This window comes from Rathayibacter sp. AY1D9 (assembly GCF_002932395.1).
In the GTDB taxonomy this organism is placed as follows: Bacteria; Actinomycetota; Actinomycetes; order Actinomycetales; family Microbacteriaceae; genus Rathayibacter.
In genome coordinates this window covers 1-25,465 of sequence record NZ_PSVQ01000002.1, presented here as the reverse complement: position 1 = coordinate 25,465, position 25,465 = coordinate 1, and the positions used below count along the sequence as shown (strand labels likewise).

The window sequence follows — 25,465 nt, the reverse complement described above, 5'->3', positions numbered from 1 at the left end:
GGCGGCGGTCAGAGCGGCAGCACCCGGAAGCGCCGCAGCGCCAGAGCGGGGTTCTTCGCGCGCGCCGCGTCGATCCGCTCGCGCGAGACCCAGGCGACGGCGACATCCTCGACCTCGCCGAGGGTGACGGTCTCGACGCCCATCGGATCGACGATCATGCTCGTGCCGACCCCGATCGGCGGGGTCTGGTCGGCTGCGACGAGGTACACCGTGTTCTCGAGCGCGCGGGCGGTGACCAGCGTCCGCCAGTGCGGCTCCTTGAGCGGGCCGCGCACCCACTCGGCCGGTGCCGCGATGACGTCGACCCCGGCGTCGACCAGCCAGCGGCTGACCTCCGGGAAGCGCAGGTCGTAGCAGGTCTGCAGCCCGACGACGAGGCCGCCGACCTCGAACGTCTCGGGTGCGGCGATCTCCCCCGCGGCGACCCACTCCGACTCGGTCTGGCCGAAGGCGTCGTACAGGTGCAGCTTGCGGTAGCGGGCCACGAGCGCGCCCTCGGGGTCGAGCGCGACGAGCGTGTTCGCGATGCGGCGCCCGTCCACCGCCTCGACCATGCCCGCCACGAGGTGGATCCGGAGCTCGCGCGCGAGGGCCGCGAGAGCCGTGACGAACGGGCCGCCGAGCGCCTCGCCCGCCGCGACCAGCTCGGGCCCGAGCGGATCGGTGAAGGCGGAGCTGTACTCCGGCAGCACCACCATGCTCGCGCCGCGCTCGGCGGCGATCCGGGCCAGGCGCCCGATCGTCGCGATGTTCGCCTCCCGGTCCGTCGAGGGGGCGAACTGCGCCACGGCCATGCCGACGGCGCCGGTCATCAGCTCGGCGGGTAGAGGAAAAGGGCGACCTGGGAGGCCGGGATGGTGCGCTTGTGGTACGCGTGGTCGTTGCCCCAGTTGTACTCCTCGAGCGAGACCGTGCCGTCGGAGTTGACGGCCTGCACGTAGGCGACGTGGTTGCCGGTGAACCAGGCGACCGCGCCGGGGACGGGCGTGCTGCTGGTCACCCAGCCGTGTGAGGCCCACTGGCCGGCCCACGCGTAGGCGCTGCCTCCGCCCGGGGTCATGTTGCCCCAGGTCCACTTGAAGGGTGCGCTCGTCGAGCCCTGGTCGCGGTTGATCCGCCAGGCGACGAAGTCGACGCACTCGCGGTAGTAGTACCGCAGCGGCGAGAGGCCGCCGCCCTGGTCGTCGGTGAGCTGGTCGCGCCAGGGGTAGTCGTCGCCCTCCTCGCGGGGCGTGACCGAGGTGCTGGTGCCGCCGCTGCCCGCGGCCGCGCCGTCCGCGCCGGTCGTGCCTGCCGCGGCCTGCGCCTCCTGGGCGAGGCGGGCGGTCTCGGCGTCGCGGGCGGCCTGCTCGGCGGCGGCGAGCGCGCGCGCCTGGGCGGCCGCCTCGTCGAGCTGGGCCTGGGTCGGTGCGGTGAAGGAGTCGCGGATGACCTGCTCCTGGACAGCGGTCGGCGCGACGGTGAGCTTCTGGTTGCCGAGCGCCTGCACGCGGGCGGCGGCCTCGACGGCGGCCTGCGAATCGGGTGCCGGGTCGAAGGAGTAGGCGGGGAGCGCGGAGACCGCCACGAGGCCCGCGATGGCGGCGAGGGCGACCGTGCTGACGGTCGCGCGGAAGACACGGCCCCGGCGGCGCCGCACGGGGCGGACGGGCGTGAGGACCGGAGTGGCGACGCGTGCCGCGGGCAGCGCGTGCGGCGCCTGCCGCAGGCTCCGCCGGGTCGGGCGGCCGCCGAGCCCCTCGTTCGAGCCGTCGTCTCGGCGTTCGTCCCTCACAGCAGCACCCCTCGCATCGGGGTCGAGCCTAACGTGCGGGCCGGTCCGGCACACGCGTCGGCGCGGAGCGTCGGGAGGCCGGTCCGCGGATGCGGGTCGCGCGAGCCCGGCACGAAGTCGGCGGCGGCGCCGGGCGGATCCGACGGTGACGCGGACGGGCGACCGGAGTAGCGTCCGGAGCGGAGCGGGCGCGACGGTGCGGCCGCGGGACGGAGGACGGCGATGATCCGGAGCGAGAGGGCCTTCAGCGGCTTCAGCGTGGACGACGTGGAAGCGGCGCGGGCCTTCTACGGCGGAGTGCTCGGGCTCGAGGTCGCGCTGAACGCGATGGGGATCCTCGACATCCGGCTGCCGGGCGGAGGCCGCGCGATCGCGTACCCGAAGCCGGACCACGAGCCGGCGTCGTTCACGATCCTGAACTTCTCGGTGGAGGACGTCGACGCGGCGGTCGCCGAGCTGCACGCGGCAGGCGTCACCACGGCGATCTACGACGACCCGTCGCTGCCGACCGATGAGGGCGGAGTGATGCGCGGCCACGGGCCGACGATCTGCTGGTTCCGCGATCCGGCGGGCAACGTGCTGAGCGTGATCGAGGGCGACTGAGGTCTCGGCCCGCGCACTGTCAGCCGCGGGAAGCACGTCCGCGACCCGTGTTAACGACGAAAGCCGGCCCCTCTCAGGACCGGCTTTCGCTTTCTTGTTGCGGGGGCAGGATTTGAACCTACGACCTCTGGGTTATGAGCCCAGCGAGCTACCGAACTGCTCCACCCCGCGGCACAAGAAGAGACATTACACGCGTTCCGGCGCCGGTGCAAATCGACGCGGCGGTGGGAGTGGGCTCCGGTCTCAGGCGGGCTTGGCGGCGCGCAGCACGGCGCTCCCGTCCACGCTCAGCCCGACCGCCGTCAGGGCGGCTGCGAGCTCGGACGAGGTGCGCGACCAGGTGCGGACGTCGGCGCCGACGGGAGCGGACGACGACGGGGCGACGAGCACCGCTCCGCCGGGGGCGACGAACCACTCCACCAGCCGCGCCCACTCCTCCAGGTCGGGGAGCCACGAGACGACGCCGGCGCTGCAGAGCACGACGTCGAACGAGTCGGGCTCCGGCAGCATGTGCCGCAGCTCGTAGAGGTTCGCGCAGACGAAGCGGGCGGAGCCGGCGAGGTCCCTGTCCGCGGCGGCGGCGCGTGCTCGGCGCACCGCGGGCATCGAGAAGTCGACACCCACCACGCGGGCGCCGCACTCGGCGAGCTCGAGCGCGTCGAGCCCGTCGCCCGAGCCGAGCTGGAGGATCCTCGGCCCGGGGTCGAGGAGCGCCGCGGTGACGAGCTCCGGGTGGAGCGCACCCTCGCCGGTGCGCTCCTCCCAGTACGTGCGGTTCAGCTCGAGCCACTCCCCCGAGCGGAGGTGCTCGCCGCGGTCGACCTGCACCATGCGGGCTACTGGCCGCCCTCGGCCTGCAGCGCCCGCGAGAGCGCCTCGGTCAGCTGCTCGTCCGCCGCCGCGAAGGCGGTGAGGTCGCCCGCCTTGAGGGCGTTCTCGCGAGCCGTGAGTGCGTCCCGCGCGTCGTTCAGCGCCTGCTGCAGCGCCGTCTGGTCGCCCGTGGCCGGCGTGGAGCCGGTGCCGCCGGTCGTGCCGCCCGAGGTGCCGGTGCCGGCGTCCGGAGTCGTCGGCGTGCCGGTGTCGCCCGCGTCGGCTCCCGAGTCGCCGCCGAAGAGGCTGTCGAGGGCCGCGTCGAGGGTGTCCTCGAAGGCGATGTCGTCACCGAACGCGACCAGCACCTTCTGCAGGAGCGGGAAGCTCGTGTCTCCGTTGGAGCGCACGTAGATCGGCTGGACGTAGAGCAGGCCGCCGCCGACCGGCAGCGTGAGCAGGTTGCCCCTCGTGACGGTGGTGTCGCCGCGGGAGAGGATGTTCAGCTCGTTCGCGACCGTCGGGTCGGTGGTGAACGCGTTCTGCACCTGGCCGGGGCCGGGCACAGTGTCGTCCTTCGGCAGCTCGAGCAGGCGGAGCGTGCCGTAGCCGTCGGCCACGGAGCCCGCCGTCGAGCCGGCGTCGGAGTCGGCCACGAGGTAGCCGGTCAGCACGTTGCGGCTGGCCTGCGCGCCCTGGACGCTCGCCGGGATGTACGTCGAGTAGAGCGAGTACGACGGCACGTCCTGATCCGGCGTCTGCAGCGTCAGGTAGTACGGAGGCTGCAGGCTGGTGCCGGTCGCGGCGGCCGTGGTCGCGGCTCCGCTCGTCGGGTCGTTCGGCGTCGCCCAGGCGTCCTCGCGGGAGTAGAAGGAGCCCGCGTCGGTGACGTGGTAGGTGCCGAGGACCGCGCGCTGGACCTTGAAGAGGTCCTCCGGGTACCGGACATGGCTGAGCAGCTCACCCGACATGTCGCTCACGGGCTTCACCGTGGTCGGGAAGATCTTCTGCCAGGTCTGCAGGATCGGGTCCTCGGTGTCCCACGCGTAGAGCGTGACGCTGCCGTCGTACGCGTCGACGGTCGCCTTCACCGAGTTGCGGATGTAGTTGACGTCGTCGGTCGGGAACTGCTGCTGCGTGTTCGTGTCGGCGATCGCCTGCGAGAGGCTCTGCACCTCCGAGTACGGGTAGTCGGCCGAGGTGGTGTACCCGTCGACGACCCACTTCACGCGGCCGTCGACGACGGTCGGGTAGGCGTCGGAGTCGAGCTTGAGGTACGGCGCGACCTTCTGGACGCGCTGCACGGGATCGCGGTCGTAGAGGATCTGCGAGTCGTCGTTCACGCCGTCCGACAGGAAGATCTGCTCGGACTGGAACTTGATCGCGTAGACGAGCTTCTTGAAGACGTTGTCGAGAGCGGGGCCGCCCTCGCCGTCGAAGGTCGTGTAGGTCTGCTGCGCGCCGTCGGTGCCCGAGGGGTAGTCGAGCTCGATGTCGCGCGAGTCGTTGCCGCCCACGATCGAGTACGGCGGGGAGTTCTCGCCGAAGTAGATCCGCGGCTCGTAGTCGCCGAGGTCGCCCGTCGTCGGGACACCGGACTCGATGAACACCGGCTCTCCGTCGGCCGAGCGCTGGTTGCCGTACGCGGCGACCAGGCCGTAGCCGTGGGTGTAGACCAGCGTCTGGTTGTACCAGGTCTGGTTGGTGCCGAGGCCGTTGAGGTTCAGCTCGCGGACGCCGACCACGGCGTCCTGCGTCGATCCGTCGATGGAGTAGCGGTCGACGTCGAGCGCGTTCTGCGTGTCGCCGAACTTGTAGTACTGGCGGAACTGCTGCAGCTGCGAGAACGCGTCGGTGACGACGGCGGGGTCGAGGATGCGGATGTTCGCGGTGGTCTCGGCGTCCGAGCGCAGGGCGCCCGGCTCCGCGTCGGTGGTCGCGTCGTAGGGGATGACGTCGACGTCGCTGACGCCGTAGGCCTGGCGCGTCATGTCGATGTTGTTCTGGATGAAGGGCTGCTCGAGCGTGCGCTCGTTGGGCTCGACCTGGAACTTCTGCACGATCCACGGGTAGAGGGAGCCGACGAGCAGGCTCGACACGATCAGCAGCGCGGTGCCGATGACCGGGAAGCGCCAGCGGCCGATGAAGGCGGTGACGACGAAGAGGATCGCGACCAGCGCCGCGATGCCGGCCAGGATCTGCAGGCCCGGGATCGTCGCGTTGACGGTGGAGTAGGTGGCGCCGGTGATGCGGGGCCCCTGCTGCGCGAGCGTCGCGTACTGGTCGAGCCAGAGGCTGACCGCCTGCACGGCGAGGTAGAGGGCGGCGATGACCGCCAGCTGGATGCGCGAGGCCTTCGAGATGCGGATCTCGCGGCCGTTCACCCGGATCGCTCCGTAGAGGTAGCCGGTGGCGAGGGTCGCGAACGCCGAGATCAGCAGGACCGCCGACGCGAAGCCGACGATGCTCTGGTAGAAGGGCAGCTCGAAGAGGTAGAACGACGTGTCGAGGCCGAACTGCGGATCCGTGGTGCCCGAGGGCGTGCGGTTCCAGAAGGTGAGGCTCGTCTGCCAGCGGGTGGCGGAGGAGACGCCGGCGAAGAGGCCGAGCACCGCTGGGATCCCGAAGGTGGCCAGGCGCCGCAGCGGCTCCACGACCTGCTGGTAGCGGTCGATCTGCGAGTTGAGCTTCGCGTAGACCGGCCGGAGGCGGTAAGCCAGCATCAGGCTGATGAACACCGGCACCGCCATGGCGACGAAGCCGATGACGAAGAGACCGCCCGCCGCCGCCCACTGCGTCGTGAGCACGGAGAGGAAGCCGAGCTGGTCGTACCAGAGGATGTCGGTGTACAGACCGGCGAAGACGAAGAACGCCACCACCAGGACGGCCACCACCACGACAGTGACGGCGAGGACGCTCCGTCTCTTCCGCGGCGGGGTTTCGGTTGCTGTGGAACTCACGTGAGGGCCTCTTGCTGTCGAGATGTGAGGGGAGGCCACCCATGCTATGCGACGGCTGTCCGGCTCACCTGGGCGTCGACCCGGGGTCGGCGGGCGGGATCAGTCGAGGGGAGAGGCGGTGCTGCAGTCCGGCAGCCCGGAGGTGTCGCCCGCGGCGATGCCCTTCAGGGCGGCGAGGGCGTCGTCGAGGGTCGAGACCGCGAGCACGTCGAGCCCGTCGGGGACGTGGCCGACGACCTCGTTGCAGTTGGTCGCGGGGGCGAGGAAGTACTCGGCTCCGGCGCCCTCCGCCCCGTAGAGCTTCTGGCGGATCCCGCCGATGGCGCCGACCTCGCCGGCCGCGTCGATCGTGCCGGTCCCGGCGACGCTCCGCCCGCCGTTGAGCTCGCCCTCGGTGAGCTTGTCGATGATCCCGAGGGCGAACATCATGCCCGCGCTCGGCCCGCCCACGTCGTCCAGCTGGATGTCGACCTCGAACGGGAAGTCGAAGGCCGCTCCGGGGAGGACGCCGATGACGGCGGCGCCGTTCGAGTCGCGCGGCGTGACCTCCACCTCCTGCCGGACGCCCTCGCGCTCGATGCTGACCTGCACCGGGGAGCCGGTGCCGAGGGTCTGCAGGGTCGCGCGCAGGGCGGTCGCGTCGGCGACCGGGGTGCCCGCGACCGCGAGGATCTCGTCCCCCGCCTCCAGGACGCCCTCGGCCGGGGAGCCCTCGGGCACCTGCACGACCGAGACGCGCTGCTCGACGGGGTAGCCGAGCTCGGTGAGCGCGGCGGCGATCGCCTCCTGCTGGGAGTCGGTCATCTCGGCCTGGTTCGCCTCGTCGCGCTCCTCGACCGTGGAGGAGGGAGGGAAGATCGCGTCGACCGGGACGACCGCCTTGGTCCTGTCGAACCAGGCGCTCGCGACCTCGACCCAGGTGGGCAGGCTCTGCGGGTTGCCGACGACCGACACGGTGAGCATGTCGAGCGTGCCGGCCGTGGGATAGGTGGTGCGGTCCGGGATCGAGATGAGGGGCACGTCCTTGCTGCTGCCCAGGGTGTCGAACACGGGGCCGGGCTGCTCGATCACGTAGGGGGCGGGCGCGACGCCCAGACCGACCACGACGGCGACACCCGAGAGGAGGACGACCGGTCCGACCCACGGGCGGCGCGGGGAGGAGGAGGGGCGCGGGTCGTCGGAGAACAGCGACACGGGGGCCTTTCTGGCAACGGGTGGAGCGGCTCCGCCGGGATGTTCGCGGCGGGCGGAAGCGGGCTGGGCCCGAGCGGTGCTCTGCACGCCGAGGCCCCGGGCGCTCGGGCTAACGTAGCTTGCACGACTGGGAGTCGCGCCGGAACCGGCGCCCTGTGCAGGGCCGCGGAGGCGGTGCGGCGACCGGATTCACGTGAGCGACGGAGGGCTGATCCCGATGGCCGATGGCGACAGTGCGGACCGAGCGGGCGGCGGCTCCGAGGACGAGTTCCGGGAGATGCTGCGGCAGTTCCTCTCGGGGAACGGCCCGGTCGACCCCTCGCAGCTCGCCGGAGCGGCGGGACTGCCGAACGACCCGGTGGCCCTGCAGAACCTGCTCTCGCAGCTGCAGAGCGCGATGCAGCAGAACGGCGACGGCGGCGTCAACTGGACGCTCTCGCTCGAGCAGGCGAAGCAGCTCGCGCGCGCCGAGTCCGCGCCGGTGTCCGACTCCGTGCGGGCTCCGATCGACGCGGCCTTCGGCGTCGCCGCGCTCTGGCTCGACGAGGTCGCGTACGTCTCCGAGCTGAGCCGCACGCCGCGCTCGATCAGCCGCCTCGAGTGGATCTCCCTGACGATGCCGGTCTGGACCCAGCTCGCCGAGCCGGTGGCGCTGAGCATCTCGGACGCGCTGACCCGCGTGCTCCGCGAGCAGGCCCCGGAGGAGATGCAGGCGATGATCGCCGGTGCCGAGGGCATGATGCGCGGGATCGGCGGCACCCTGTTCGCCCTGCAGCTGGGCCAGGTCGTCGGGCAGCTCGCCGCCGAGGTCGTCTCGGGCGGCGACATCGGCATCCCGCTGCTGGAGGAGAACGACGCGGCGATCCTGCCGCAGAACGTCGCCGCGTTCGGCGAGGGCCTCGACATCCCGCTGGACCAGGTGCGGCTGTACCTGGCGGTCCGCGAGCTCGCGCACGCCCGCCTCTTCCGGCACGGCAAGTGGCTCCGTCTCGCCCTCATCTCGCAGATCACCGACTTCGCGCGCGGGATCAGCATCGACACCACCCGCCTCGAGGAGCTGGCTGAGGGCTTCGACCCGTCGAACCCCGAGGAGCTCCGCGACGCGATGACCTCCGGCGCGCTCATCCCGCCGAAGACGGAGGAGCAGCTCGCCGCGCACGGCCGCCTCGAGACCGTCCTCGCCCTCATCGAGGGGTGGGTCGACGTCGTCACCGCGGCGGCGACCACCCGCCTGCCCAGCGCCGGGGCGATCGCCGAGACGGTCCGCCGCCGCCGCGCCTCCGGAGGCCCGGCCGAGTCCGCCTTCGCGACCCTCGTCGGCCTGGAGCTGCGCCCGCGCCGCCTCCGCGAGGCCGCCGCGATGTGGCAGGCCGTGACCGACGCCGTCGGGCCCGAGGCCCGCGACTCCCTCTGGTCGCACCCCGACCTGCTCCCCGGCTCGGAGGACCTGGACGACCCGAGCGCGCTCGTCGCCCGGCTCACGGCCGAGGCCCGCGGCGAGACCCCGGAGCCCGACGAGATGGACCGCGCGCTGGAGGACCTGCTGAACGGCACGATGCCGCGCGAGGGCGACGGCGCCTCCGGAGACGCTCCGGACACGACCGACGACGCCGGCTCGCCGGACGACGACGACCGCGGCTCCTCCCCCACGGGCGACCGCCCCGTCTGACCCCCCGTCCGGCGCCCGCCTGTGGACAACTCGCGCGGCGCCGGGCCGGTCTCGGCCATGATCGCCGGATGGTGCTCCGGCTCGATCCCCGACTCCCCCTGCTCTGGCGCTCCGCGACCGCGGTGCAGCTCGGCCTCGACCGGCCGCACGCGGTCCTGGACGGCGTCGGCTACCCGGAGGAGCTGCTGCTCGACGCCCTCCGCGTGGGCACCAGCGCCGGCACCGTCCGCCTGATCGCGGCGCGCGCCGGAGCGAGCGAGGCGCGTGTCGACGAGGTGCTCGAGGCGCTCCGGCCGGTCCTGCTGCGCAGCGTCGAGCCCGGCCCTCCCCCGGCACCGCGGGTCGTCGTCGAGGGGACGGGCGCGGCACCGGACGCACTGCGCACGCTGCTCCGGAGCGAGGGCTGCTCGTTGCTCACCGACGACGGGACGCCGGACCTCGCCGTGCTGATCGCCGACTTCGCGGTCGCCCCCGCCCGCGCCGCGCACTGGCTCGCGGCCGATGTGCCGCACCTGGCGGTGGTGTTCGGCGACGAATCGGTGCGCGTCGGACCCCTGGTGGAGCCGGGGTCCGGACCGTGCCTGCACTGCGCCGAGCGGGACCGGATGGACCTCGACCCGGATCGCGCGCGCCTCGTGATCCAGGTGCTCGGCCGCTCAGCCCCCACCCGCACGCCGCTCGCGAGCGCGGCGATCGCCGTGGCGGCCGCCGACGCCGTGCTGCGGCGGCTCCTCGCCGGCTGGCGAGGGCTCCGCGCGGCCGAGCGGGTCTACAGCGACGCCTCCGGAGCGTTCACCGTGCGGGAGCGGGAGCCGCACCCCGAGTGCGCGTGCCGAGCTCTTCGAGGAAGCGCGACGGCTCCCTCCGCGTGACGCGGCCGACCGTCGAGCGCGCCCACGAGAGGCGCAGGCGCCGGCGGGCCCGGGTGATGCCGACGTAGAGGAGGCGCCGCTCCTCGTCGATCGCCTCGAGGCCGGCGGCGTACGAGATCGGCAGCAGGCCCTCGGCGAGCCCCATCAGGTGCACCGACTCCCACTCGAGACCCTTCGCCGAGTGCAGCGTGGCGAGGGTGACCGCGCCGCGGTCCGGCTCGTGGTGCACCTGCTGGCGTGCGATCAGGTCGTCGGTGAACTGGCGGAAGGTCCATCCGGCAGGGGCCTCGTCGACGAGGCGGGCCAGCGTGTCCAGCGACTCCCACCGGTCGCGCACCGCACCGGGCGCCGACGGGGGCTCGGCGCTCCAGCCGAGCGAGCGGAGGACGTCGCTCACCGACTTGAACAGCGGCTCGCCGCTGATCGACACGGACGCCGCTCGCAGCTGCATCACGGCCTGCTTCACCTCGGGCAGGTCGAAGAAGCGCTTGCCGCCGCGCATGTGCGCGCTCACTCCACGCTCGTGCAGGGCGTGCTCGATGACCGCCGACTGGCTGTTGGTGCGGAAGAGGACCGCGATGTCGGAGGGGCGCACCCCCGCCTCGATGTCGGCCGCGACCCGCGCCGCGATCCCGCGCGCCTCCGCGATGTCGTCCGGGTAGGCGTCGATCGCGGGCTCCGGCGCCTCGGCGGCGGCGACGGCGTGGAGCGAGAGGGCGCCGGGCCTGCCCCGCATGAGGCGGTTCGCGGTCTGCACGATCGGCACGGCCGAGCGGTAGTTCTCCTCCAGGCGCACCACGGTGGCGGCCGGCCAGCGGGACGGGAAGTCGAGGAGGTAGTCGGCCCGCGCACCCGCGAAGGAGTAGATGGTCTGGCTGGCGTCGCCGACGACGCAGAGGTCGCTCCGGTCGCCGAGCCAGAGCTCCAGGAGCCGCTGCTGCAGCGGCGAGACGTCCTGGTACTCGTCGACGACGAAGAAGCGGTACTGCTCGCGCACCTGCATCGCCATCGCAGGCTCGGACTCGAGCATCCCGGCGGTCACGAGCAGGACGTCCTCGAAGTCGATCTGGCGGCGCTGGTCCTTCAGCCCCTCGTACTCGTCCACGAGCGCGACCGTCTGCTCCAGGGTGAGCCGTCCGGGCAGGGGGCGCGTGCGGGCGGCGACGGCGTACTGCTCGAGCGAGAGGGCGGACACCTTCCGCCACTCGATCTCGGCCGAGAGGTCGCGGAGCGTCGCCGTGTCGAGCTTCAGGCGGAGCCGCTCGGCCGCGTGCCCGAGCAGGCGCGCCTTGCCGTCGAGCAGCTGGGGCATCGTGCCCCCCACCAGCTGCGGCCAGAAGTAGCCGAGCTGCGAGAGGGCGGCGGCGTGGAAGGTGCGGGCCTGGACGCCCCCGGCGCCGAGCACCCGCAGGCGCGAGCGCAGCTCGGCCGCGGCGCGGCTCGTGAAGGTCAGGGCCATGACGCGACCGGGCGTGTAGACGCCGGTCGCCACTCCGTGCGCGATGCGGTGCGTGATCGTCCGGGTCTTGCCGGTGCCCGCTCCCGCGAGGACGCAGACCGGCCCCAGCAGCGCCTCCGCAGCCTCGCGCTGCCCCTCGTCGAGTCCGTCGAGCAGGGTCACGCGATCGGGCCGTTCTCCAGCTCGCCTCCGTACCAGTCCTCGATCATCGCGCGGGCGATGGACGAGCGGCCGGGCAGCAGCACGGACTCGAGCGAGTCGTGCAGCTGCTGCCGGGTGAACCAGCGCAGCTCGACGATCTCCTCGCCGTCCGGGAGCAGATCCTCCGGGGACTGGTCCTCGGCGAGGCGGGCGGTGAAGCCGACCATGAGGGAGGCGGGGAAGGGCCAGGGCTGCGAGCCGAGGTACTGCGGGTCGACGACGCGCATGCCCGACTCCTCGCCGATCTCGCGGATGACGGCGGCCTCGAGCGACTCGCCCGGCTCGACGAAGCCGGCGAGCAGGGAGAAGCGGCCGGTGCCCCACATCGCGTTCGAGCCGAGGAGGAGGCGGTCGTCCGCGTCGAGGACGCAGACGATGATCGCCGGATCCGTGCGCGGGAAGACCTGGCTGCCGTCGGTGGGCGAGCGGCGGACCCAGCCGCCCTGCTCGACGACGGTCGGGTCGCCGTTGCGGGGCGAGTAGCCGTGCGAGGCGTGCCAGTTCGCGATGGCGAGAGCCTCGGTGAACAGGCCCGCGTCGCGGTCGCTCAGGCGCTCGGCGATCGGGCGCAGGCCGCTCCACCGCTCCTCGTCGGGCTCGAGCTCGGCGGCGGCCGCGTCGGTGAGGACGGTCGCGATGACGGGGGTTCCGACCGGCTCGCCGGGGGCCTCGGCGAGCGTGCGGCCGAGGTAGATCCGGAGGGTGCCGGCGGTCACGTCCTCGGGGCGGCGCAGGAGGAGGCGGTCGGCCTCGACCAGGGTCCGGTCGTGGTGCAGGACGAGCACGCGGGTGGCGGGATCGGCGAGCAGCTCGTCGAAGAGCGCGGGCCGCGAGCGTCCGACGCCGTCGCGGTCGGCCGCCTGTCGCGAGAGCGGGAGGCGATCGGCGAAGGGCAGTGACATCCGGGGCTCATTTCGTGACGGGGGCCGCGAGGACCGCTGTCGCGGGCCTTCGACGGCATCGGCGGGACAGCGCGTGGCGGCGGGCCGGCCGGGCACGAGCCGCCTACCCTGGAAACCATGGCCAGATCCCATCTCACTCTAGCCGCGCTGGCCACCTCGGCCGTCGAGGGCCTCGACGTCCGCTCCGCGCGCCCCTTCACCTCCTCGACGCACGGCGACTTCGACTCCGCCCTGCTGACGACGCGCGAGGGCGCCCGCCTCGTCGTGCGCGTGCCCACGTCCGCGCTCGCGGAGCAGGAGCAGCTCGGCGACCTCGTCGCGCTCCGGGCGCTGACCGCCGGCATCCGCAGCCGCCTGCCCTTCGATCTGCAGGAGAGCGTCGGGCAGACGCCGTTCGACGGCACCCGCGCGGTCGTCTACGAGTACCTCGAGGGAGATCGCGTCCTCATCGACGACGTGGCCGCGCAGAGCGGGCTCGCGGACTCGATCGGCCGGGCCGTCGGGGCGATCCACTCGCTCCCGGTGTCGTTCGTCCAGGAGGCGGGCCTGCCGATCGCGACCGCGCGCGACAGCGTGAACGAGACGGTCGCGGTGATCGAGCGCGCGGCCGACACCGGCCACGTCCCGGCGGCGCTCGTCGCGCGCTGGGAGTCGGCCTCCTCCGACGAGGCGCTCTGGCAGTTCGACCCGACCGTGGTGAACGGCTCGATGACCGCCGACTCCTTCCTCCGCTCGGGCGACGTCGTCGCGGCCGTGCTCGGCTGGGCGGCGCTGCGGGTCGGCGACCCGGCGCGCGACCTGCACTGGCTGCTGAGCGCCCCGGGCTCGGAGACGGCGCTCTCCGCCTACTCCCGGATGCGCGCGGGAGCAGTGGACCGCACGATCCGCCAGCGCGCCCAGCTCTACGCCGAGCTCGAGCTCGCCCGCTGGCTGCTGCACGGCACCGAGACCGACGACTCCGCCATCGTGGACGACGCGGTCGCCATGCTGGACACGCTTGTGGACAGCGTGCTCGGCGACCTCTCCGCGCCCCTCTCGACCGACACCGGCCCGGTGCTGGAGGTCTCGGAGGTCGAGGAGCTGCTCAACCGCACGCCGGGAGCCCGCACGGGCTCCTCCGCTCACGGCCGCGGGCTCGCGCCCGTCGCCGAGGAGAGCGACTCCGCGAGCTCGCGCTCGGAGTAGAACCGCTCGGGCCGCAGCACGAGGTCGTCGGCGACGAAGTAGAACACGGCGTCGACGCTCTCGAGCGGCACCCCCCGCCAGCGCGAGTAGGCGAGCCGGTACAGCGCGAGCTGGAACTGCTTGAGCTCGAGGTCGGCGGCGTCCTTCGGCGCCCGCCCGGTCTTCCAGTCGACGATCTGCACGCCGTCCTCCGTCGGGTACACCGCGTCGAGCTTGCAGACGACGACGTGGCCTGCGAGCTGGAGGTGGATCTCGATCTCGACCGCCTCCGGGCGCCGGTCGGCCCACTCCGAGCGCTCGAAGGTGGCGATCAGGGCGTCGAGCCGCTCCTGCTCGACGCTCGCGGGGCCGGCGTCGTCGAGCTCGTCGGGGAAGGTGTCGACCGCCTCCGCCCCGCCCTGGACGCCGAAGCGGTTCTCGACCCAGGAGTGGAAGGTCGTGCCGAGCCGGGTCTGCCGGTAGGGGCGCTCCGGCATCGGCCGGCGCAGCTGCGCCGCGACCTCGTCCGGCGTGCTGACGATGTCCTTGAACCGGGAGGCGGGGATGCGGGTGGGCAGCGGCGTGCGCTCGCCCCCGGCCAGCCGCACCGCCCGCTCGGCGAGCAGCAGGCGGATGTCGTCGCCGCGCGCTCCGAGCAGAGCGGGCTCGGCGCTGCGGACCCGGGCGGCGGCGGCGCGGACCCGGTCGCCGCGGGAGCCGAGCGGATCGTGGGGCCAGCGGAACGTGCGCGGGGCCCGCTCGAGCGGGTTCTCCTCGTTCGCGGGCTCGGTCGGCAGCGGCGCGATCGTGCCGGCCTCCTCGAGGTCGCGGAGGAAGACGCCCGGTCCGCGCGGCTTGGCCTGGCCTGCCCACCACGAGCCGCTGAGCAGGAGGTGGTGACGCGCCCGCGTGACGGCCACGTAGGCGAGACGCCGCTCCTCCGCCTCGTTGCGCTCGCGGAGGGTGTCGCCGAACGCTCCGATCGCGTCGACGACCTCCTTCTGCGTGCTGCAGCCGCGCCAGGCGAGATCGGGGAGCTCGGCGGCGTCGCCGCGGAACGCGTAGGGCATCGCGCCCAGTCTGACCCACCCGCGGAAGCCCTCGACCGGCGTGCCGGGGAGCTCGCCGTCGACCATCCGCGGGACGGCGACGAGGTCCCACTCCAGACCCTTGGAGCCGTGGATCGTCAGCAGCTGCACCGTCCCCGGTTCCGGGTCCTCCGGTCGCGGGGCCAGGCCGTCGCGCTTGTCCGCGAGGACGAGCCAGCGGAGGAATCCGCGGAGAGAGGAGCCGGTGCCGGCGCCGCGGTCGTCCGTCTGCAGGTACCCGGCCACCGCCTCCCGGAAGGCCTCGAGGTTGGCGCGGCCGTCCCCGCGCGACTCGTTCGCCTCGACCTCGATGTCCAGGCCCAGCTCCTGCTCGACCAGGGTGACGAAGTCGAGGAGGTCGAGCCCGGCCCGGGCGCGCAGCCGGGCGAACAGGGTGCCCGCCTCGTGCAGGCGCCGCAGGCCCTCGGCGCTGAACCCGCCGAGCGCGGAGTGGTCGATCCGCCCGTCGTCGCCGGGGCGGCGCGCCGCGATGAAGTCGAGGGCCTCGACGATCGAGCCGCCCTCGCCCTCGGTGACGGACGCGCGCATCCGCTCGCGCACCTCCTCCGGGAGCAGCCGGTGCGCGTGGTCGCGCGCCGCGAGCCACGAGGCGAGGTCGCGCAGCGCCTTGAGGTCGCGGACGCCCAGACGCCAGCGGGCGCCGGCCAGGAGGCGCACGAGCTCGCTGCCGGCGGCCGGGTCCTCGACCACGGTGAGCGCGGCGACGAGGTCGGCGATCTCGGGCTGCCGCAGCAGGCCCCCGATGCCGAGGATGTGGTACCGGACGCCGTGCTTCGCCAGCGCGGCGGCGAAGCGGTCCATGTGCGCGCGCACCCGGAAGAGCACCGCGGCCGACGGCGGCTCGGCGTTCTCGCGCAGGCGCCTGGCGAACCAGGCGGCGACGTCGTCCGCCTCCTCCTCGATCGTCTCGGGGAAGGTGAGCTCGACCGGGTGCTCGGAGGCCTGAGGACCCGCGCTCAGCGTGTCGACCGCGACCGCGCTGCCCGCCGACAGCGGCTCCACGATCGCGTTCGCGGCGGTCAGCACGCGGCGGCCGTTGCGCCAGCTCGTGCTGAGGGAGAAGCGGCCCGCTCCCCCGAAATCGGTGCCGAAGCGGCCGAGCCCCTCGGCGCTCGCACCGCGCCAGCCGTAGATCGACTGGTGCGGGTCGCCCACCGCCATCACTCCCTGCCCGGCGAAGAGCCGCGAGAGGAGGCGGGTCTGCAGCACGGAGGTGTCCTGGTACTCGTCGAGGAGCACCACCCGGTACCTCGCGCGGTGCTCGTCCACGATCCGCGGCACCCTGTCGACGATCCGCAGCGCGAGGGCCACCTGGTCCGAGAACTCGACGAAGCCGCGCTCGGCCTTCGCCTCCTGGAACCGCTCGGCGAGCGCCGTCAGCACCGGCAGCGCGCCCACGGCCTGCAGCGCCTTCTCGAGCTCGCGGTAGAGCCCCGAGCCGCTGCCTCCACGCGGGAGCTCGCCCAGGCGGAGGAAGTCCTCGGCGAACGCGGCGACCGCGGCCGGATCGGCGAGGTTGTCGGCGAGGTCGTGCGCGAGCGAGACGACGAGGTCGGTCAGCCGGTCGATGCCCGCCTCCACCTCGAGGATGCGCGGATCGGCCGTGTCGGCCACGACTCCCCGCGCGAGATGCCAGGCGGAGGCCTCGGAGAGCACGGTCGCGTCCCCCTCGCGGCCGATCAGGGCCGCGTTGTCGCGGAAGATCGTGTTCGCGAAGGCGTTGTAGGTCGAGACGGTGGCGGCCTCGAACGGGTCGGGCGCCGACTGCCCGGGCGCGAGCGGGAGCAGGCCCGCCGCGCCGAGCTGGTCGATCCTCCGCCCGATGCGCTCGCCGAGCTCGGCCGCCGCCTTACGGGTGAAGGTGAGGCCGAGCACCTCCGACGGCGCCGCGTGGCCGTTCGCGAGGAGCCAGAGGACGCGGTTGGCCATCGTCTCGGTCTTGCCGCTGCCGGCACCGGCGACCACCAGGGCAGGCTCGAGCGGCGCCTCGATGACAGCGCGCTGCTCGGCGGTGGGCGGGCGCAGGTCGAGGCGCTCGGCGATGGTCAGGGCGTCGATCACGGCAGCTCCTCCTCGAGGACGGCGGAGGGGTCGGGGTCGGCGGGGCCGGAAGGATCGGCCGGCGCATCGGGACCCGGCTCCTCGGAGTCCTCCAGGTCCTCTGTCTCGTCGACCTCGTCGATCGCCAGGAGTCCGTCCCCCGGGACCTCGGGCACCGCGTGGATGCGGTACCGCAGGGCGTCGCCGGGGGAGAACGGGGTCGCGTCGAGCAGGCCCGAGAAGCCCGCCGCCGCCATGCCCAGGGCCGCGGCGCGGACGCGATCGCGCAGCCGCTCCAGCTCCTCCTCGCCGAAGCGCTCCTGGACCACCTCGCGGTACGGCTTCCCGCGCACGCCCGTCGCCACGAAGAGCAGCTTCGCGCCTCCCCCGTCGGCCGGGTCGGCCGCCTCGATCGCCCCTTCGGCGACGGCGAGCTGATAGCTGCCCAGCTGCGCGTGCTCGGCGATGTCGTCCTTGCGGGGGGTGCTGCGGCCCGTCTTGAGATCGACGATCGTGACGGAGCCGTCGGCCGCGCGCTCGACGCGGTCGATCGAGCCCCGCACCCGGGCGGGCGGGACGTCGAGCTCGAACTGCTGCTCGCGGCCGAGCACCACGCCTCCCCCGCGCTCGAAGTCGGCGAGGTAGCCCGCGAGGCCGTCGATCAGCCGCCGTGTGACGCGCTTCTGCCGCTCCCCCAGCCAGGGCGACTCGAAGACCAGCTCGGGCCACCGCGACTCGAGAGCCGCCCACAGCTCCTGCGGATCGGGCCGCTCGGCGTTCTCGAGGACCCAGTGCACGAGGGTGCCGACCCCCATCGCCGTGCTCGTCGTGGAGCCGGAGACGGCGTCGACGAACCAGTCCAGAGGGGACCGCTCGAAGGCCTCGAGCCGGCTCGGCGAGACGGAGACGGGCCGCTCGGGGTCGCCGACGTCGAAGAGCGGCTCCGTGGTCGAGGGCTCGAGCACCCCGGACCAGGAGGAGGGGTCGGCGCCGGGGACCTCCGCGAGCGCCAGGGCGCTGAGCCCTCGGATGGCGGCGGGAGCCTCGGTCGAGTCCGGTGTGGTGGCGGTCCGGCGCAGCGCCGCCACCGCCCCGCGCAGCGTGAGCGGCACCGCGGAGGCCGGATCGAGCCGCGGCGCGTCCGGCGGGGTGAGCCGGAAGAAGAGGGAGGGCGTCTCGTCCTCGCCCGCGACGGCGCTGAGCACCAGCTGCCGCCGGGCGCGCGAGGCGGCCAGGGCGAACATCCGGAGCTCGTCGTCGAGAGTGGCCTTGCGGGCGTCGAGCGGCAGTCCGCCCTCGCCGCGGGCGTGCCGCAGCAGGCCGTCCGGATCGAGCAGCGAGCCGCGCTGGCGGAGGTTGGGCCAGACGCCGTCCTGCAGCCGCGCCACCACCACGACGTCGAACTCGAGGCCGACGACGGAGGAGGGCGTGCCGATCAGGACCGCGTCCTCGACGGAGCGCGGAGCGAGCGTGTCCTCGGGGACCTCCGCCTCGAGGATCTCGGTGACGAAGCCGATCGCGGAGTGCCCGGTCGCCCGCTCCACGAACCGGCGCGCGGCGCTGAAGAGGGCGACCACGCCGTCGAGGTTGCGGTTGGCCTCGGCGGCGGTCAGGCCGGTGCCGAGGGCGAGCTCGCGCCAGGAGGACGCGACGCGGCTGGACTCCCACGCCGACCACAGGAGCTCCTCGATCGAGCCCCCCTCCTCGTGCAGGCGGCGGACCCGGTCGATCGTCACGGCCAGCCGCTCGGCCTGCCGGGCGGGAGCGGAGTCGATGGTCGCGAATCGGCCGGGCGCGGCGAGGGCCTCGACCAGCAGCGGGTCGCTCGCGCGGATGCCGCCGCCGGCCAGCTCCTCCGCCCGGAGTGCGAGCCGGAGCCTGCGCAGCCCCAGCCGGTCGACCCCGCCGAAAGGGCCGAGCAGCAGCTCCGCCGCGAGTTCCGCATCGAGGGGCCGCTCGCCGATCGCGACGCCGACCAGCACGAGCAGCGCCCGGGCCGCGTGATCGTCGCGCAGCGCCCGTCCGGCGAGCACGGAGCGGGTCGGCACCTCCGCCACCGCGAGCGCCTTCACCAGCGGCTGGACCGCGGCTCCGGAGCGGACGACGACCGCCATCCGCCGCCACGGCACTCCGTCGCGCAGCCGCCGCTCGCGCAGCAGCCGCGCCACCGTCGCCGCCTCCCGCGCCGCCGTCGGGGCGTGCAGCACCAGGACGGGCGCCGGGCCCGCCTCGGGGGCCGGAGCCGCGACCGCCGCCCGCTGCCGGCCGGCCGCCGCGGTGCCGATCCGCTCGGTGGCCGCCGACACGACCGCCCGCAGCGCGGCCGAGTGGCGGTGCACGCGCGCGAGCACCAGAGTCTCGACGTCGGACGCGCCGATGCTCGCGGCGAACCGGCCGAGCGTGTCGGAGGCCGCGCCGCGGTAGGCGCTGGTCGCCACGTCCGGGTCGCCCAGCGCGATCACGGTCACCCCGCGCTCCGTCAGCGCCCGCAGCAGCACGAGCGTCGACTCGCTCGCCTCCTGGAGGTCGTCGACGACGACGAGACGCAGCGCGTCGATCCGCTCGCCGCCCTCGCCCGCGCGGATCGCCTCGGCCGCGTAGGCCGCGAACTCCGCCGCGTCCAGGCGGGTCCCCGCCTGGGGCGCCATCCACTCGACCACCTCGCGCAGCTCGTCGAGCACGTCGGCCGCCGCGCTCCACTCGCCGCGCTCGGCGTCGACCCCGAGGGCGCGGATCGCGTCCGAGTCGAGCCCGTGCTCGGTCGCCCGCATCCCGAACTCGCGGAGCTCGGTCCGGAAGGTCCGCAGCCGCAGCACCTCGGGGCTGAACTCCTCCGGCCACCGCGGGCCGGTCCCCTCCTCGAGGTGGCCCTCGACGAGCTCCGAGAGGAGGGCGTCCTGCTCGCCGCCGGTCAGGAGGGTCGGCCGCTCGAGGCCGCGCTCCTTAGCGGAGGAGGTGACCGCCTCGAACGCGAGCGAGGTCGCGGTCCGGGCGAGCGGGCCCCGGGTCGGCACTCCCAGCCGCAGGGCGAGCACGTCGCGCAGGGCGGTGGCGGCGGTGCGGCTGGCCGCGAGCACCACGACCGACTCGGGCGGGTACCCCCGCTCGAGGACGCGCTCGGCGACCAGCTCGACGACCGTCGTGGTCTTGCCCGTCCCCGGCGCCCCGAGCACGGCGGCGCTGCGGCCCTCGGGCAGCGCGAGCACCGCGCGCTGGGAGTCGTCCAGCACGACCGCGGGCTCGCCCGGGAGCGCCTCGCCGACGGAGGCTGCGGTGGAGGGAGCGGGGGTCGCGGGAGCGGTCACACGACCACGGTAGCCACCGGGTCCGACACTCCCGCCCGTCCCCGCCGGGAGCCCCGGCCGCCCGCTCCGCTCACCGCGAAACCGGCGCGGTCGTCCGAGCGCGGTCCCGTATCCTGACACCCTCGTCCCCTCCCGAAAGGCACTGCTGGTGGAAATCCGTATTGGAATGGTCAACACCCCGCGCGAGCTCAACTTCGAGTCGTCGATGTCCGTGACCGAGGTCGAGAAGACGGTGACCACCGCTCTCGAGGCCGGCACCGCCGTCCTCCGCCTCCGCGACGAGAAGGGCAAGATCTACATCGTCCCGACCGCCACCATCGCCTTCGTCGAGGTCGGCTCCGAGGAGTCGCGCCGCGTCGGCTTCGTCGCCTAGAGCGTCCCGGGCGGACACGTCGTGGAGCTCCTCTTCATCACCCTGTTCGGGGTCCTGATCGGTCTCGCCGCGCGCTACGGGCTGCCGCACCGGCACCTGCACGGCTCCGTGCTGGTCCCGGCGATCGGCGGCCTCGTCGCCGCAGTCGTCTGGGTCGCACTGACCTGGGCGGGCCTGCCGTGGGACGGCGGCCTGATCTGGGTCCTGTCCCTCGTCGCGACCGCCGTGGTCGTCGTCCCGGTCGGCCTCTCGCTCGGGCGCAGCCGCGCCCGCCGCGACGAGGCCTCCCTGCAGGCGATGCTCTCGGGACGCGTCGCCCCCTGATCCGAGCCGGAGGCGCGGGAGTCCTCGGACTTCCGCGCCTCCGTCGTTCCGGATTCCGGGGCAGTGCGACGCCGGGAACCGTCAGGCCGTGAGCCCCAGCGCGTCCATCCGGCGCGTGTGCGAGGCGATGAGCTCGGTGAACACCGGCTCGATCCGCGACTCGTCGGAGTCGTGGTTGCCCGAGCCCATCAGCGCGGAGCGCGCCACGAGGAGGGTGTCGCCCACCAGGCGGCGGCCCCAGACGGCCAGGCGCGAGCCCAGGCGCCCGTCCGCGGCGATCTCGCGGCGGAGGATCGCGATCACGCCGTCGACGCCCGTGTCCGCGCCGAGCGTCTGCGCGATGCGCGGCCCCACGTCGGTGGGCAGCCCGCCGGTGAGGCGGATGAAGAAGTCGTCGAGCAGGCCCGCCGTGATGTACGCCGAGAGCAGCGTCTCGTGGAGGTCCGCGCCGCGGGTGAGCCGCTCGAAGGTGTCGATCGCTGGGCGGAACGGCGCCATGGCCTCGCCGGGCTCCACGTCGCGGCGGCGCAGCTCGGCGACGACGGCGTGGTGCTTCGCGAGCGCCGTGCCGGCGGCGGAGGAGATGGCCTCCTTGTCCGCGAGGTCGTCGGTCTCGGCGACGGCGCGCGCCAGCACCTCGAACACCGCGAGCTGGAGGTAGGCGACCTGGCCGAGGTAGGGCAGCACCTCGGGGGTGAGGTCGGCGAGGTCGACGCGGTCGCGCTTCTGGCTCGACTCCCCGCGGGGCGTCAGGCGGGGCACCTCGAGCAGGGGACGTCGACGTCGGAACCAGGCAGCCATTTCCTCAGCATAGGGCGCCGGAGGAGCGGGGTTCCGGGGCCGGCGGGGCCGGGAGCAGTAGACTCGCCGGGATGTCACCGGCGCTGGATCGGTGACCCTGCGCCCGGAGTCGTACAGGGGCGTAGACCGTTCGACACGACAGGCGCTTCACTCCGTGACTTTCTCCGATCTGAACATCGACGACGACATCGTCGCCGCACTCGCCGCCAAGGGCATCCTCGAGCCGTTCCCCATCCAGGAGCAGACGATCCCCCTGGCCCTGCAGAAGCAGGACATCATCGGCCAGGCCAAGACCGGCACCGGCAAGACCTTCGGCTTCGGCCTCCCCCTCATCCAGGCCCTCGGCACCGACCCGGAGCCGGGCGTCAAGGCGCTCATCGTCGTCCCGACCCGCGAGCTCGCCGTGCAGGTCACCGAGGACATCGAGCTGGCCGCCTCCAACCGGCCGACCAAGATCGTCTCGATCTACGGCGGCAAGGCCTACGAGGGCCAGATCGAGCAGCTGAAGGCCGGCGCGCAGATCGTCGTCGGCACGCCCGGCCGGCTCCTCGACCTCGCCGGGCAGCGCCTGCTCTCGCTCGCCAACGTGCAGGTGATGGTCCTCGACGAGGCCGACAAGATGCTCGACCTGGGCTTCCTCTCGGACATCGAGAAGCTGTTCGCGCAGACGCCGCCCACCCGCCACACCATGCTCTTCTCGGCGACGATGCCGGGCGCGATCGTCGCGCTCGCGCGCCGCTTCATGAACAAGCCCATCCACATCCGCGCGACCGACCCCGACGAGGGCATCACGCAGGCGAACATCAAGCACATCGTCTACCGGGCGCACTCGCTCGACAAGGACGAGGTCATCGCGCGCATCCTGCAGTCCGAGGGCCGCGGCAAGACCGTCATCTTCACCCGCACGAAGCGCGCCGCCGCCCGCATCGTCGAGGAGCTCAACGACCGCGGCTTCAACGCGGCGGCTGTGCACGGAGACCTCAACCAGGAGCAGCGCGAGCGCGCGATGGCGGCGTTCAAGGCCGGCAAGAAGGACATCCTGATCGCCACCGACGTCGCCGCGCGCGGCATCGACGTGAACGACGTCACCCACGTGATCAACCACACGATCCCGGACGACGACCAGACCTACCTGCACCGCGTCGGCCGCACCGGGCGCGCGGGCAAGACCGGCATCGCGGTGACCTTCGTCGACTGGGAGGACCTGCACAAATGGGCCCTCATCAACCGGGCGCTGGAGTTCGGCCAGCCCGACCCGGTCGAGACCTACTCGTCGTCGCCGCACCTCTACACCGACCTCGACATCCCCGCGGGAACCAAGGGACGGCTGAAGCCGACCCCGATCCCCGCCGAGGCGAAGGCCGACGCGCGCCCGGACCGGGGCGAGCGCTCCGACCGCGGCGAGCGCTCCGAGCGGGGCGACCGGCCGCCGCGTCGCCGCACCCGCTCCGACTCCGCCGACTCGACCGCTCCGCAGCAGACCGGCCCCGCTCCCTCGAGCGAGAGCAAGGAGCACCACGACGGCAACAGCGAGCCGCGCCGCCGCACCCGGTCGCGCCGCCGCTCCCCGCGCCCCGACGCGCAGGCCTGAGCCTCCGCGCCCCGAGCCCGTCCCCCCGCGATCCGTCGCGGGAGGGCGGGCTCTCGGCGTCTCAGCGGCTCTCCCGCGACTCAGCGGGGTCCCCACGCGACTCAGCGGCTCTCCGCCCCTCAGCGGTCACGGTGATCCGGCGGCTCTCCGCCTGTCAGCGGCTCTCCGCGACTCAGCGGGCGGAGGAGCGGATCGAGTCGACGGTCGCGCGCGCAGTCGTGTTCTCGCCCAGGCGGTTGGGCTTGCCCGTGCCGTGGTAGTCGCTCGAGCCCGTGGTGACGAGCGAGTACTGCTCGGCGAGCTCGCGCAGGCGGCGCTTGCCGTCGGCCGTGTTCTCGCGGTGCTCGACCTCGAGGCCGAACAGGCCGGCGTCGACGAGCTGCGGGAGGATCGACTCGACCGCGATCCCGCGGGCGCTCGCGGCCGGGTGCGCGATGACCGGGACCCCGCCCGCCGCGCGGACCAGGCGCACGGCGTCGACCGGGTCGGGCGCGTAGTGCGGGCGGTAGTAGCCGCCGCGCCAGTCGAGGATCCCCGCGAAGGCCGCGGAGCGGTCGGTGGCCAGGCCGCGGGCGACGAGCGCGTCGGCGATGTGCGGACGCCCGATGGTCGTGCCCGGGCTGGTCTGGGCGAGGACGTCGTCCCAGGTGAGGTCGTAGTCGGCCGCGATCGCGGTGACGATCGCCTCCGCGCGGTGCGTGCGGGCCGAGCGGATGCGCGCGGTCTCGGCCACGAGCCCCGGATCCGCCGGATCGACGAGGTACGCGAGGACGTGGACGCTGGCCCAGCCGACGCGGGAGGAGAGCTCCATGCCGGGCAGCAGGTCGATGCCCGCCTCCTCGGCCGCGGCGAGCGCCTCGGCCCAGCCGCCGGTCGTGTCGTGGTCGGTGAGCGCCACTCCGGCGAGCCCGGCCGCGGCCGCGGCCCGCACCAGGACGGCCGGAGCCTCGGTGCCGTCGGAGACGACGGAGTGGGTGTGGAGGTCGTAACGGCCCCCGTCGACATGCATGCGCTCATCGTAGACGCGCCGCCTGCGAGCCCTCCGATGCCCTAGTAGCCTGGGCGGCGATGGGGACGAGACTGGTGAAGACCGCGGTGGCGGTGATCGTGGCGATCGCTCTGCTGGTGGTCGCGGCGCCCGGCTTCTTCGGGATCGCCCGGGAGGCCCCCTTCGCCCAGCTGGTGCCGTTCCGGCTCGCGACGGGCGCGGCGGCCGTCGGGCTCGCCGCTGTCCTGGTCGTGATCGCGGTCCTCGTCGCTCCGGTCAGGCGCCTCGCGCTGGCCCTCGCGGCGCTCGGCGTCGTCTTCGCGCTCGTGCTCGCGGGAGTGCAGGGAGCGCGGGGCTACGACTCCGCCGCTCCGCGCGCCCACCGCCTCGCCGACGTGCGCCTCGCGACCTGGAACGTGCTGCACGACGGCGTGCCCGTCGACACGATCGCCTCGCTCGCCCGGGAGAGCGCGGTCGACGGCATCGCCCTCCTCGAGGTCTCGCAGACGCACGCGCAGGACGTCGTGAACGCGCTCAGCGCCCAGGGGATGTCGATGACCCTCCACTACGCCGGGTCGGGCGCCGACGACGGGGCGGCCCTGCTGCTCTCCCCCTCGCTCGGCGGCTACAGCGTCGACACCGCCGCGGTCGTCACCGGATCGACACCGTCCCTCGTCGCACGCCCCGACACTCCCGAGCGCCCCGTCCTCGCCGCGGTGCACACCATGGCGCCGATCCCCTCGCGCCTCGCGGAGTGGCGGAGCGATCTGCTCTCGGTCTCCGCGCTCTGCTCCGCGGAGGAGGACGTCGTGGTCCTCGGCGATCTGAACTCCACGGTCGACCACTGGACCGGGCTGCCGGGCTCGGCCACGCTGGGCGGCTGCCGCGACGCGGGGACCGTCGCGGGCGGCGCCGCCCTGGGCACCTGGCCGTCCTCGGTCCCGCCCGCGCTCGGCGCCCCGATCGACCACGTCCTCTTCTCCGGACGCTGGGAGGTCTCGGGCTACCAGGTCGTCGACGACCGCGACGACGCCGGGAGCGACCACCGGCCGCTGGTCGTCCAGCTCTCGGTCCGCGGGATGGTGAAGGACGCGTCCTGACGTTCCTCCCCGACGCCGACTCCCCGTCCTCCTCCCCCGCCCGGCCCGTGGCGGCCCCCGCGGCCGTGCGGAGGAGGACAATGGGAGTCATGACGAACACGGAGGAGCGGACCGCCGCTCAGACGCCCGACCCCGCCGCCGCCCCGCGCCCCCGCGTCACCGCGATCGCGGCCGACTACGACCTCACCTGGGACGACGTCCTCGCCCAGACCAGCCCGGGCACGAC

General features: G+C 73.9%; 19 protein-coding genes and 1 tRNA gene. 8 read left to right on the top strand and 12 right to left on the bottom strand.

The window, feature by feature from the left end:
• Window positions 1-8: 8 nt before the first annotated feature.
• Both C5C50_RS01695 and C5C50_RS01690 read right to left on the bottom strand, forming a co-directional pair.
• Window positions 9-812 carry a carbon-nitrogen hydrolase family protein gene (locus C5C50_RS01695; RefSeq protein WP_104272712.1) on the bottom strand — a complete coding sequence of 268 codons (804 nt, stop codon included), beginning with the start codon at window positions 810-812 and terminating at the stop codon, window positions 9-11.
• A complete protein-coding gene (locus C5C50_RS01690) occupies window positions 812-1,774 on the bottom strand; it encodes a CHAP domain-containing protein (RefSeq protein WP_104272711.1) in 963 nt (320 codons plus the stop codon). The genes C5C50_RS01695 and C5C50_RS01690 overlap by 1 nt, the downstream gene beginning before the upstream one ends.
• A gap of 222 nt (window positions 1,775-1,996) precedes the next feature.
• On the opposite strand from C5C50_RS01690, the gene C5C50_RS01685 reads away from it, so the two are divergent.
• Window positions 1,997-2,377, top strand: coding sequence for a VOC family protein (locus tag C5C50_RS01685; protein ID WP_104272710.1), 381 nt, complete (start codon window positions 1,997-1,999; stop codon window positions 2,375-2,377).
• A gap of 97 nt (window positions 2,378-2,474) precedes the next feature.
• Here the strand turns inward: C5C50_RS01685 and C5C50_RS01680 are convergent.
• The 4 genes from C5C50_RS01680 to C5C50_RS01665 form a co-directional block, all read right to left on the bottom strand.
• Window positions 2,475-2,548 (bottom strand) — tRNA-Met (locus tag C5C50_RS01680).
• Window positions 2,549-2,620: 72 nt separating this feature from the next.
• A complete protein-coding gene (locus C5C50_RS01675) occupies window positions 2,621-3,208 on the bottom strand; it encodes a bifunctional 2-polyprenyl-6-hydroxyphenol methylase/3-demethylubiquinol 3-O-methyltransferase UbiG (protein ID WP_104272709.1) in 588 nt (195 codons plus the stop codon).
• A gap of 5 nt (window positions 3,209-3,213) precedes the next feature.
• Entirely contained in the window at window positions 3,214-6,147 is a 2,934-nt protein-coding gene (locus C5C50_RS01670; RefSeq protein WP_181074986.1) for a UPF0182 family protein, read from the bottom strand.
• Window positions 6,148-6,246: 99 nt separating this feature from the next.
• Window positions 6,247-7,341: a PDZ domain-containing protein gene (locus C5C50_RS01665; protein WP_104272708.1), complete on the bottom strand. Its 1,095-nt coding sequence runs from the start codon at window positions 7,339-7,341 to the stop codon at window positions 6,247-6,249.
• A 217-nt stretch (window positions 7,342-7,558) separates the two neighbouring features.
• On the opposite strand from C5C50_RS01665, the gene C5C50_RS01660 reads away from it, so the two are divergent.
• Together C5C50_RS01660 and C5C50_RS01655 are read left to right on the top strand one after the other, a co-directional pair.
• Window positions 7,559-9,010 (top strand): zinc-dependent metalloprotease, encoded by a 1,452-nt coding sequence (locus C5C50_RS01660; RefSeq protein ID WP_104272767.1) that lies wholly within the window; start codon window positions 7,559-7,561, stop codon window positions 9,008-9,010.
• Between the two features lie 68 nt (window positions 9,011-9,078).
• Complete coding sequence (locus C5C50_RS01655) at window positions 9,079-9,882, top strand: hypothetical protein (protein ID WP_104261195.1); 804 nt, start codon at window positions 9,079-9,081, stop codon at window positions 9,880-9,882.
• Here C5C50_RS01655 and C5C50_RS01650 read toward each other — a convergent pair.
• Together C5C50_RS01650 and nudC are read right to left on the bottom strand one after the other, a co-directional pair.
• Window positions 9,803-11,503: an ATP-dependent helicase gene (locus C5C50_RS01650; RefSeq protein WP_104224836.1), complete on the bottom strand. Its 1,701-nt coding sequence runs from the start codon at window positions 11,501-11,503 to the stop codon at window positions 9,803-9,805. The genes C5C50_RS01655 and C5C50_RS01650 overlap by 80 nt on opposite strands.
• A complete protein-coding gene (gene nudC / locus C5C50_RS01645; RefSeq protein WP_104233180.1) occupies window positions 11,500-12,444 on the bottom strand; it encodes an NAD(+) diphosphatase in 945 nt (314 codons plus the stop codon). The genes C5C50_RS01650 and nudC overlap by 4 nt, the downstream gene beginning before the upstream one ends.
• Before the next feature lie 117 nt (window positions 12,445-12,561).
• Between nudC and C5C50_RS01640 the strand changes: the two genes are divergently transcribed.
• Window positions 12,562-13,629, top strand: coding sequence for a phosphotransferase (locus C5C50_RS01640; protein ID WP_104224838.1), 1,068 nt, complete (start codon window positions 12,562-12,564; stop codon window positions 13,627-13,629).
• On the opposite strand, the gene C5C50_RS01635 is transcribed toward C5C50_RS01640, so the two are convergent.
• Entirely contained in the window at window positions 13,566-16,778 is a 3,213-nt protein-coding gene (locus tag C5C50_RS01635) for an ATP-dependent DNA helicase (RefSeq protein WP_104272707.1), read from the bottom strand. The genes C5C50_RS01640 and C5C50_RS01635 overlap by 64 nt on opposite strands.
• Window positions 16,775-20,062 carry an ATP-dependent DNA helicase gene (locus C5C50_RS01630; RefSeq protein WP_104272706.1) on the bottom strand — a complete coding sequence of 1,096 codons (3,288 nt, stop codon included), beginning with the start codon at window positions 20,060-20,062 and terminating at the stop codon, window positions 16,775-16,777. The genes C5C50_RS01635 and C5C50_RS01630 overlap by 4 nt, the downstream gene beginning before the upstream one ends.
• Window positions 20,063-20,210: 148 nt before the next feature.
• Between C5C50_RS01630 and C5C50_RS01625 the strand changes: the two genes are divergently transcribed.
• Together C5C50_RS01625 and C5C50_RS01620 are read left to right on the top strand one after the other, a co-directional pair.
• A complete protein-coding gene (locus C5C50_RS01625; protein WP_104224841.1) occupies window positions 20,211-20,435 on the top strand; it encodes a DUF3107 domain-containing protein in 225 nt (74 codons plus the stop codon).
• Window positions 20,436-20,456: 21 nt separating this feature from the next.
• Entirely contained in the window at window positions 20,457-20,759 is a 303-nt protein-coding gene (locus tag C5C50_RS01620; RefSeq protein ID WP_104226942.1) for a hypothetical protein, read from the top strand.
• A gap of 81 nt (window positions 20,760-20,840) precedes the next feature.
• On the opposite strand, the gene C5C50_RS01615 is transcribed toward C5C50_RS01620, so the two are convergent.
• Complete coding sequence (locus C5C50_RS01615; protein WP_104261755.1) at window positions 20,841-21,560, bottom strand: ferritin-like fold-containing protein; 720 nt, start codon at window positions 21,558-21,560, stop codon at window positions 20,841-20,843.
• Between the two features lie 154 nt (window positions 21,561-21,714).
• On the opposite strand from C5C50_RS01615, the gene C5C50_RS01610 reads away from it, so the two are divergent.
• Window positions 21,715-23,151 (top strand): DEAD/DEAH box helicase, encoded by a 1,437-nt coding sequence (locus tag C5C50_RS01610; RefSeq protein WP_104224844.1) that lies wholly within the window; start codon window positions 21,715-21,717, stop codon window positions 23,149-23,151.
• Between the two features lie 172 nt (window positions 23,152-23,323).
• Here C5C50_RS01610 and C5C50_RS01605 read toward each other — a convergent pair whose 3' ends face one another.
• Window positions 23,324-24,160 (bottom strand): PHP domain-containing protein, encoded by an 837-nt coding sequence (locus C5C50_RS01605; protein WP_104233176.1) that lies wholly within the window; start codon window positions 24,158-24,160, stop codon window positions 23,324-23,326.
• Window positions 24,161-24,219: 59 nt separating this feature from the next.
• On the opposite strand from C5C50_RS01605, the gene C5C50_RS01600 reads away from it, so the two are divergent.
• Window positions 24,220-25,239, top strand: coding sequence for an endonuclease/exonuclease/phosphatase family protein (locus C5C50_RS01600; RefSeq protein WP_146078796.1), 1,020 nt, complete (start codon window positions 24,220-24,222; stop codon window positions 25,237-25,239).
• The last annotated feature ends 226 nt before the right edge of the window (window positions 25,240-25,465 follow it).

What these genes read in the sequence shown, in the direction of transcription:
- C5C50_RS01695 (WP_104272712.1), bottom strand. Translation starts at nt 812, where the DNA reads ATGACCGGCGCCGTCGGCATGGCCGTGGCGCAGTTCGCCCCCTCGACG.
- C5C50_RS01685 (WP_104272710.1), top strand. Translation starts at nt 1,997, where the DNA reads ATGATCCGGAGCGAGAGGGCCTTCAGCGGCTTCAGCGTGGACGACGTG.
- C5C50_RS01675 (WP_104272709.1), bottom strand. Translation starts at nt 3,208, where the DNA reads ATGGTGCAGGTCGACCGCGGCGAGCACCTCCGCTCGGGGGAGTGGCTC.
- C5C50_RS01660 (WP_104272767.1), top strand. Translation starts at nt 7,559, where the DNA reads ATGGCCGATGGCGACAGTGCGGACCGAGCGGGCGGCGGCTCCGAGGAC.
- C5C50_RS01655 (WP_104261195.1), top strand. Translation starts at nt 9,079, where the DNA reads ATGGTGCTCCGGCTCGATCCCCGACTCCCCCTGCTCTGGCGCTCCGCG.
- nudC (WP_104233180.1), bottom strand. Translation starts at nt 12,444, where the DNA reads ATGTCACTGCCCTTCGCCGATCGCCTCCCGCTCTCGCGACAGGCGGCC.
- C5C50_RS01640 (WP_104224838.1), top strand. Translation starts at nt 12,562, where the DNA reads ATGGCCAGATCCCATCTCACTCTAGCCGCGCTGGCCACCTCGGCCGTC.
- C5C50_RS01615 (WP_104261755.1), bottom strand. Translation starts at nt 21,560, where the DNA reads ATGGCTGCCTGGTTCCGACGTCGACGTCCCCTGCTCGAGGTGCCCCGC.
- C5C50_RS01605 (WP_104233176.1), bottom strand. Translation starts at nt 24,160, where the DNA reads ATGCATGTCGACGGGGGCCGTTACGACCTCCACACCCACTCCGTCGTC.
- C5C50_RS01600 (WP_146078796.1), top strand. Translation starts at nt 24,220, where the DNA reads ATGGGGACGAGACTGGTGAAGACCGCGGTGGCGGTGATCGTGGCGATC.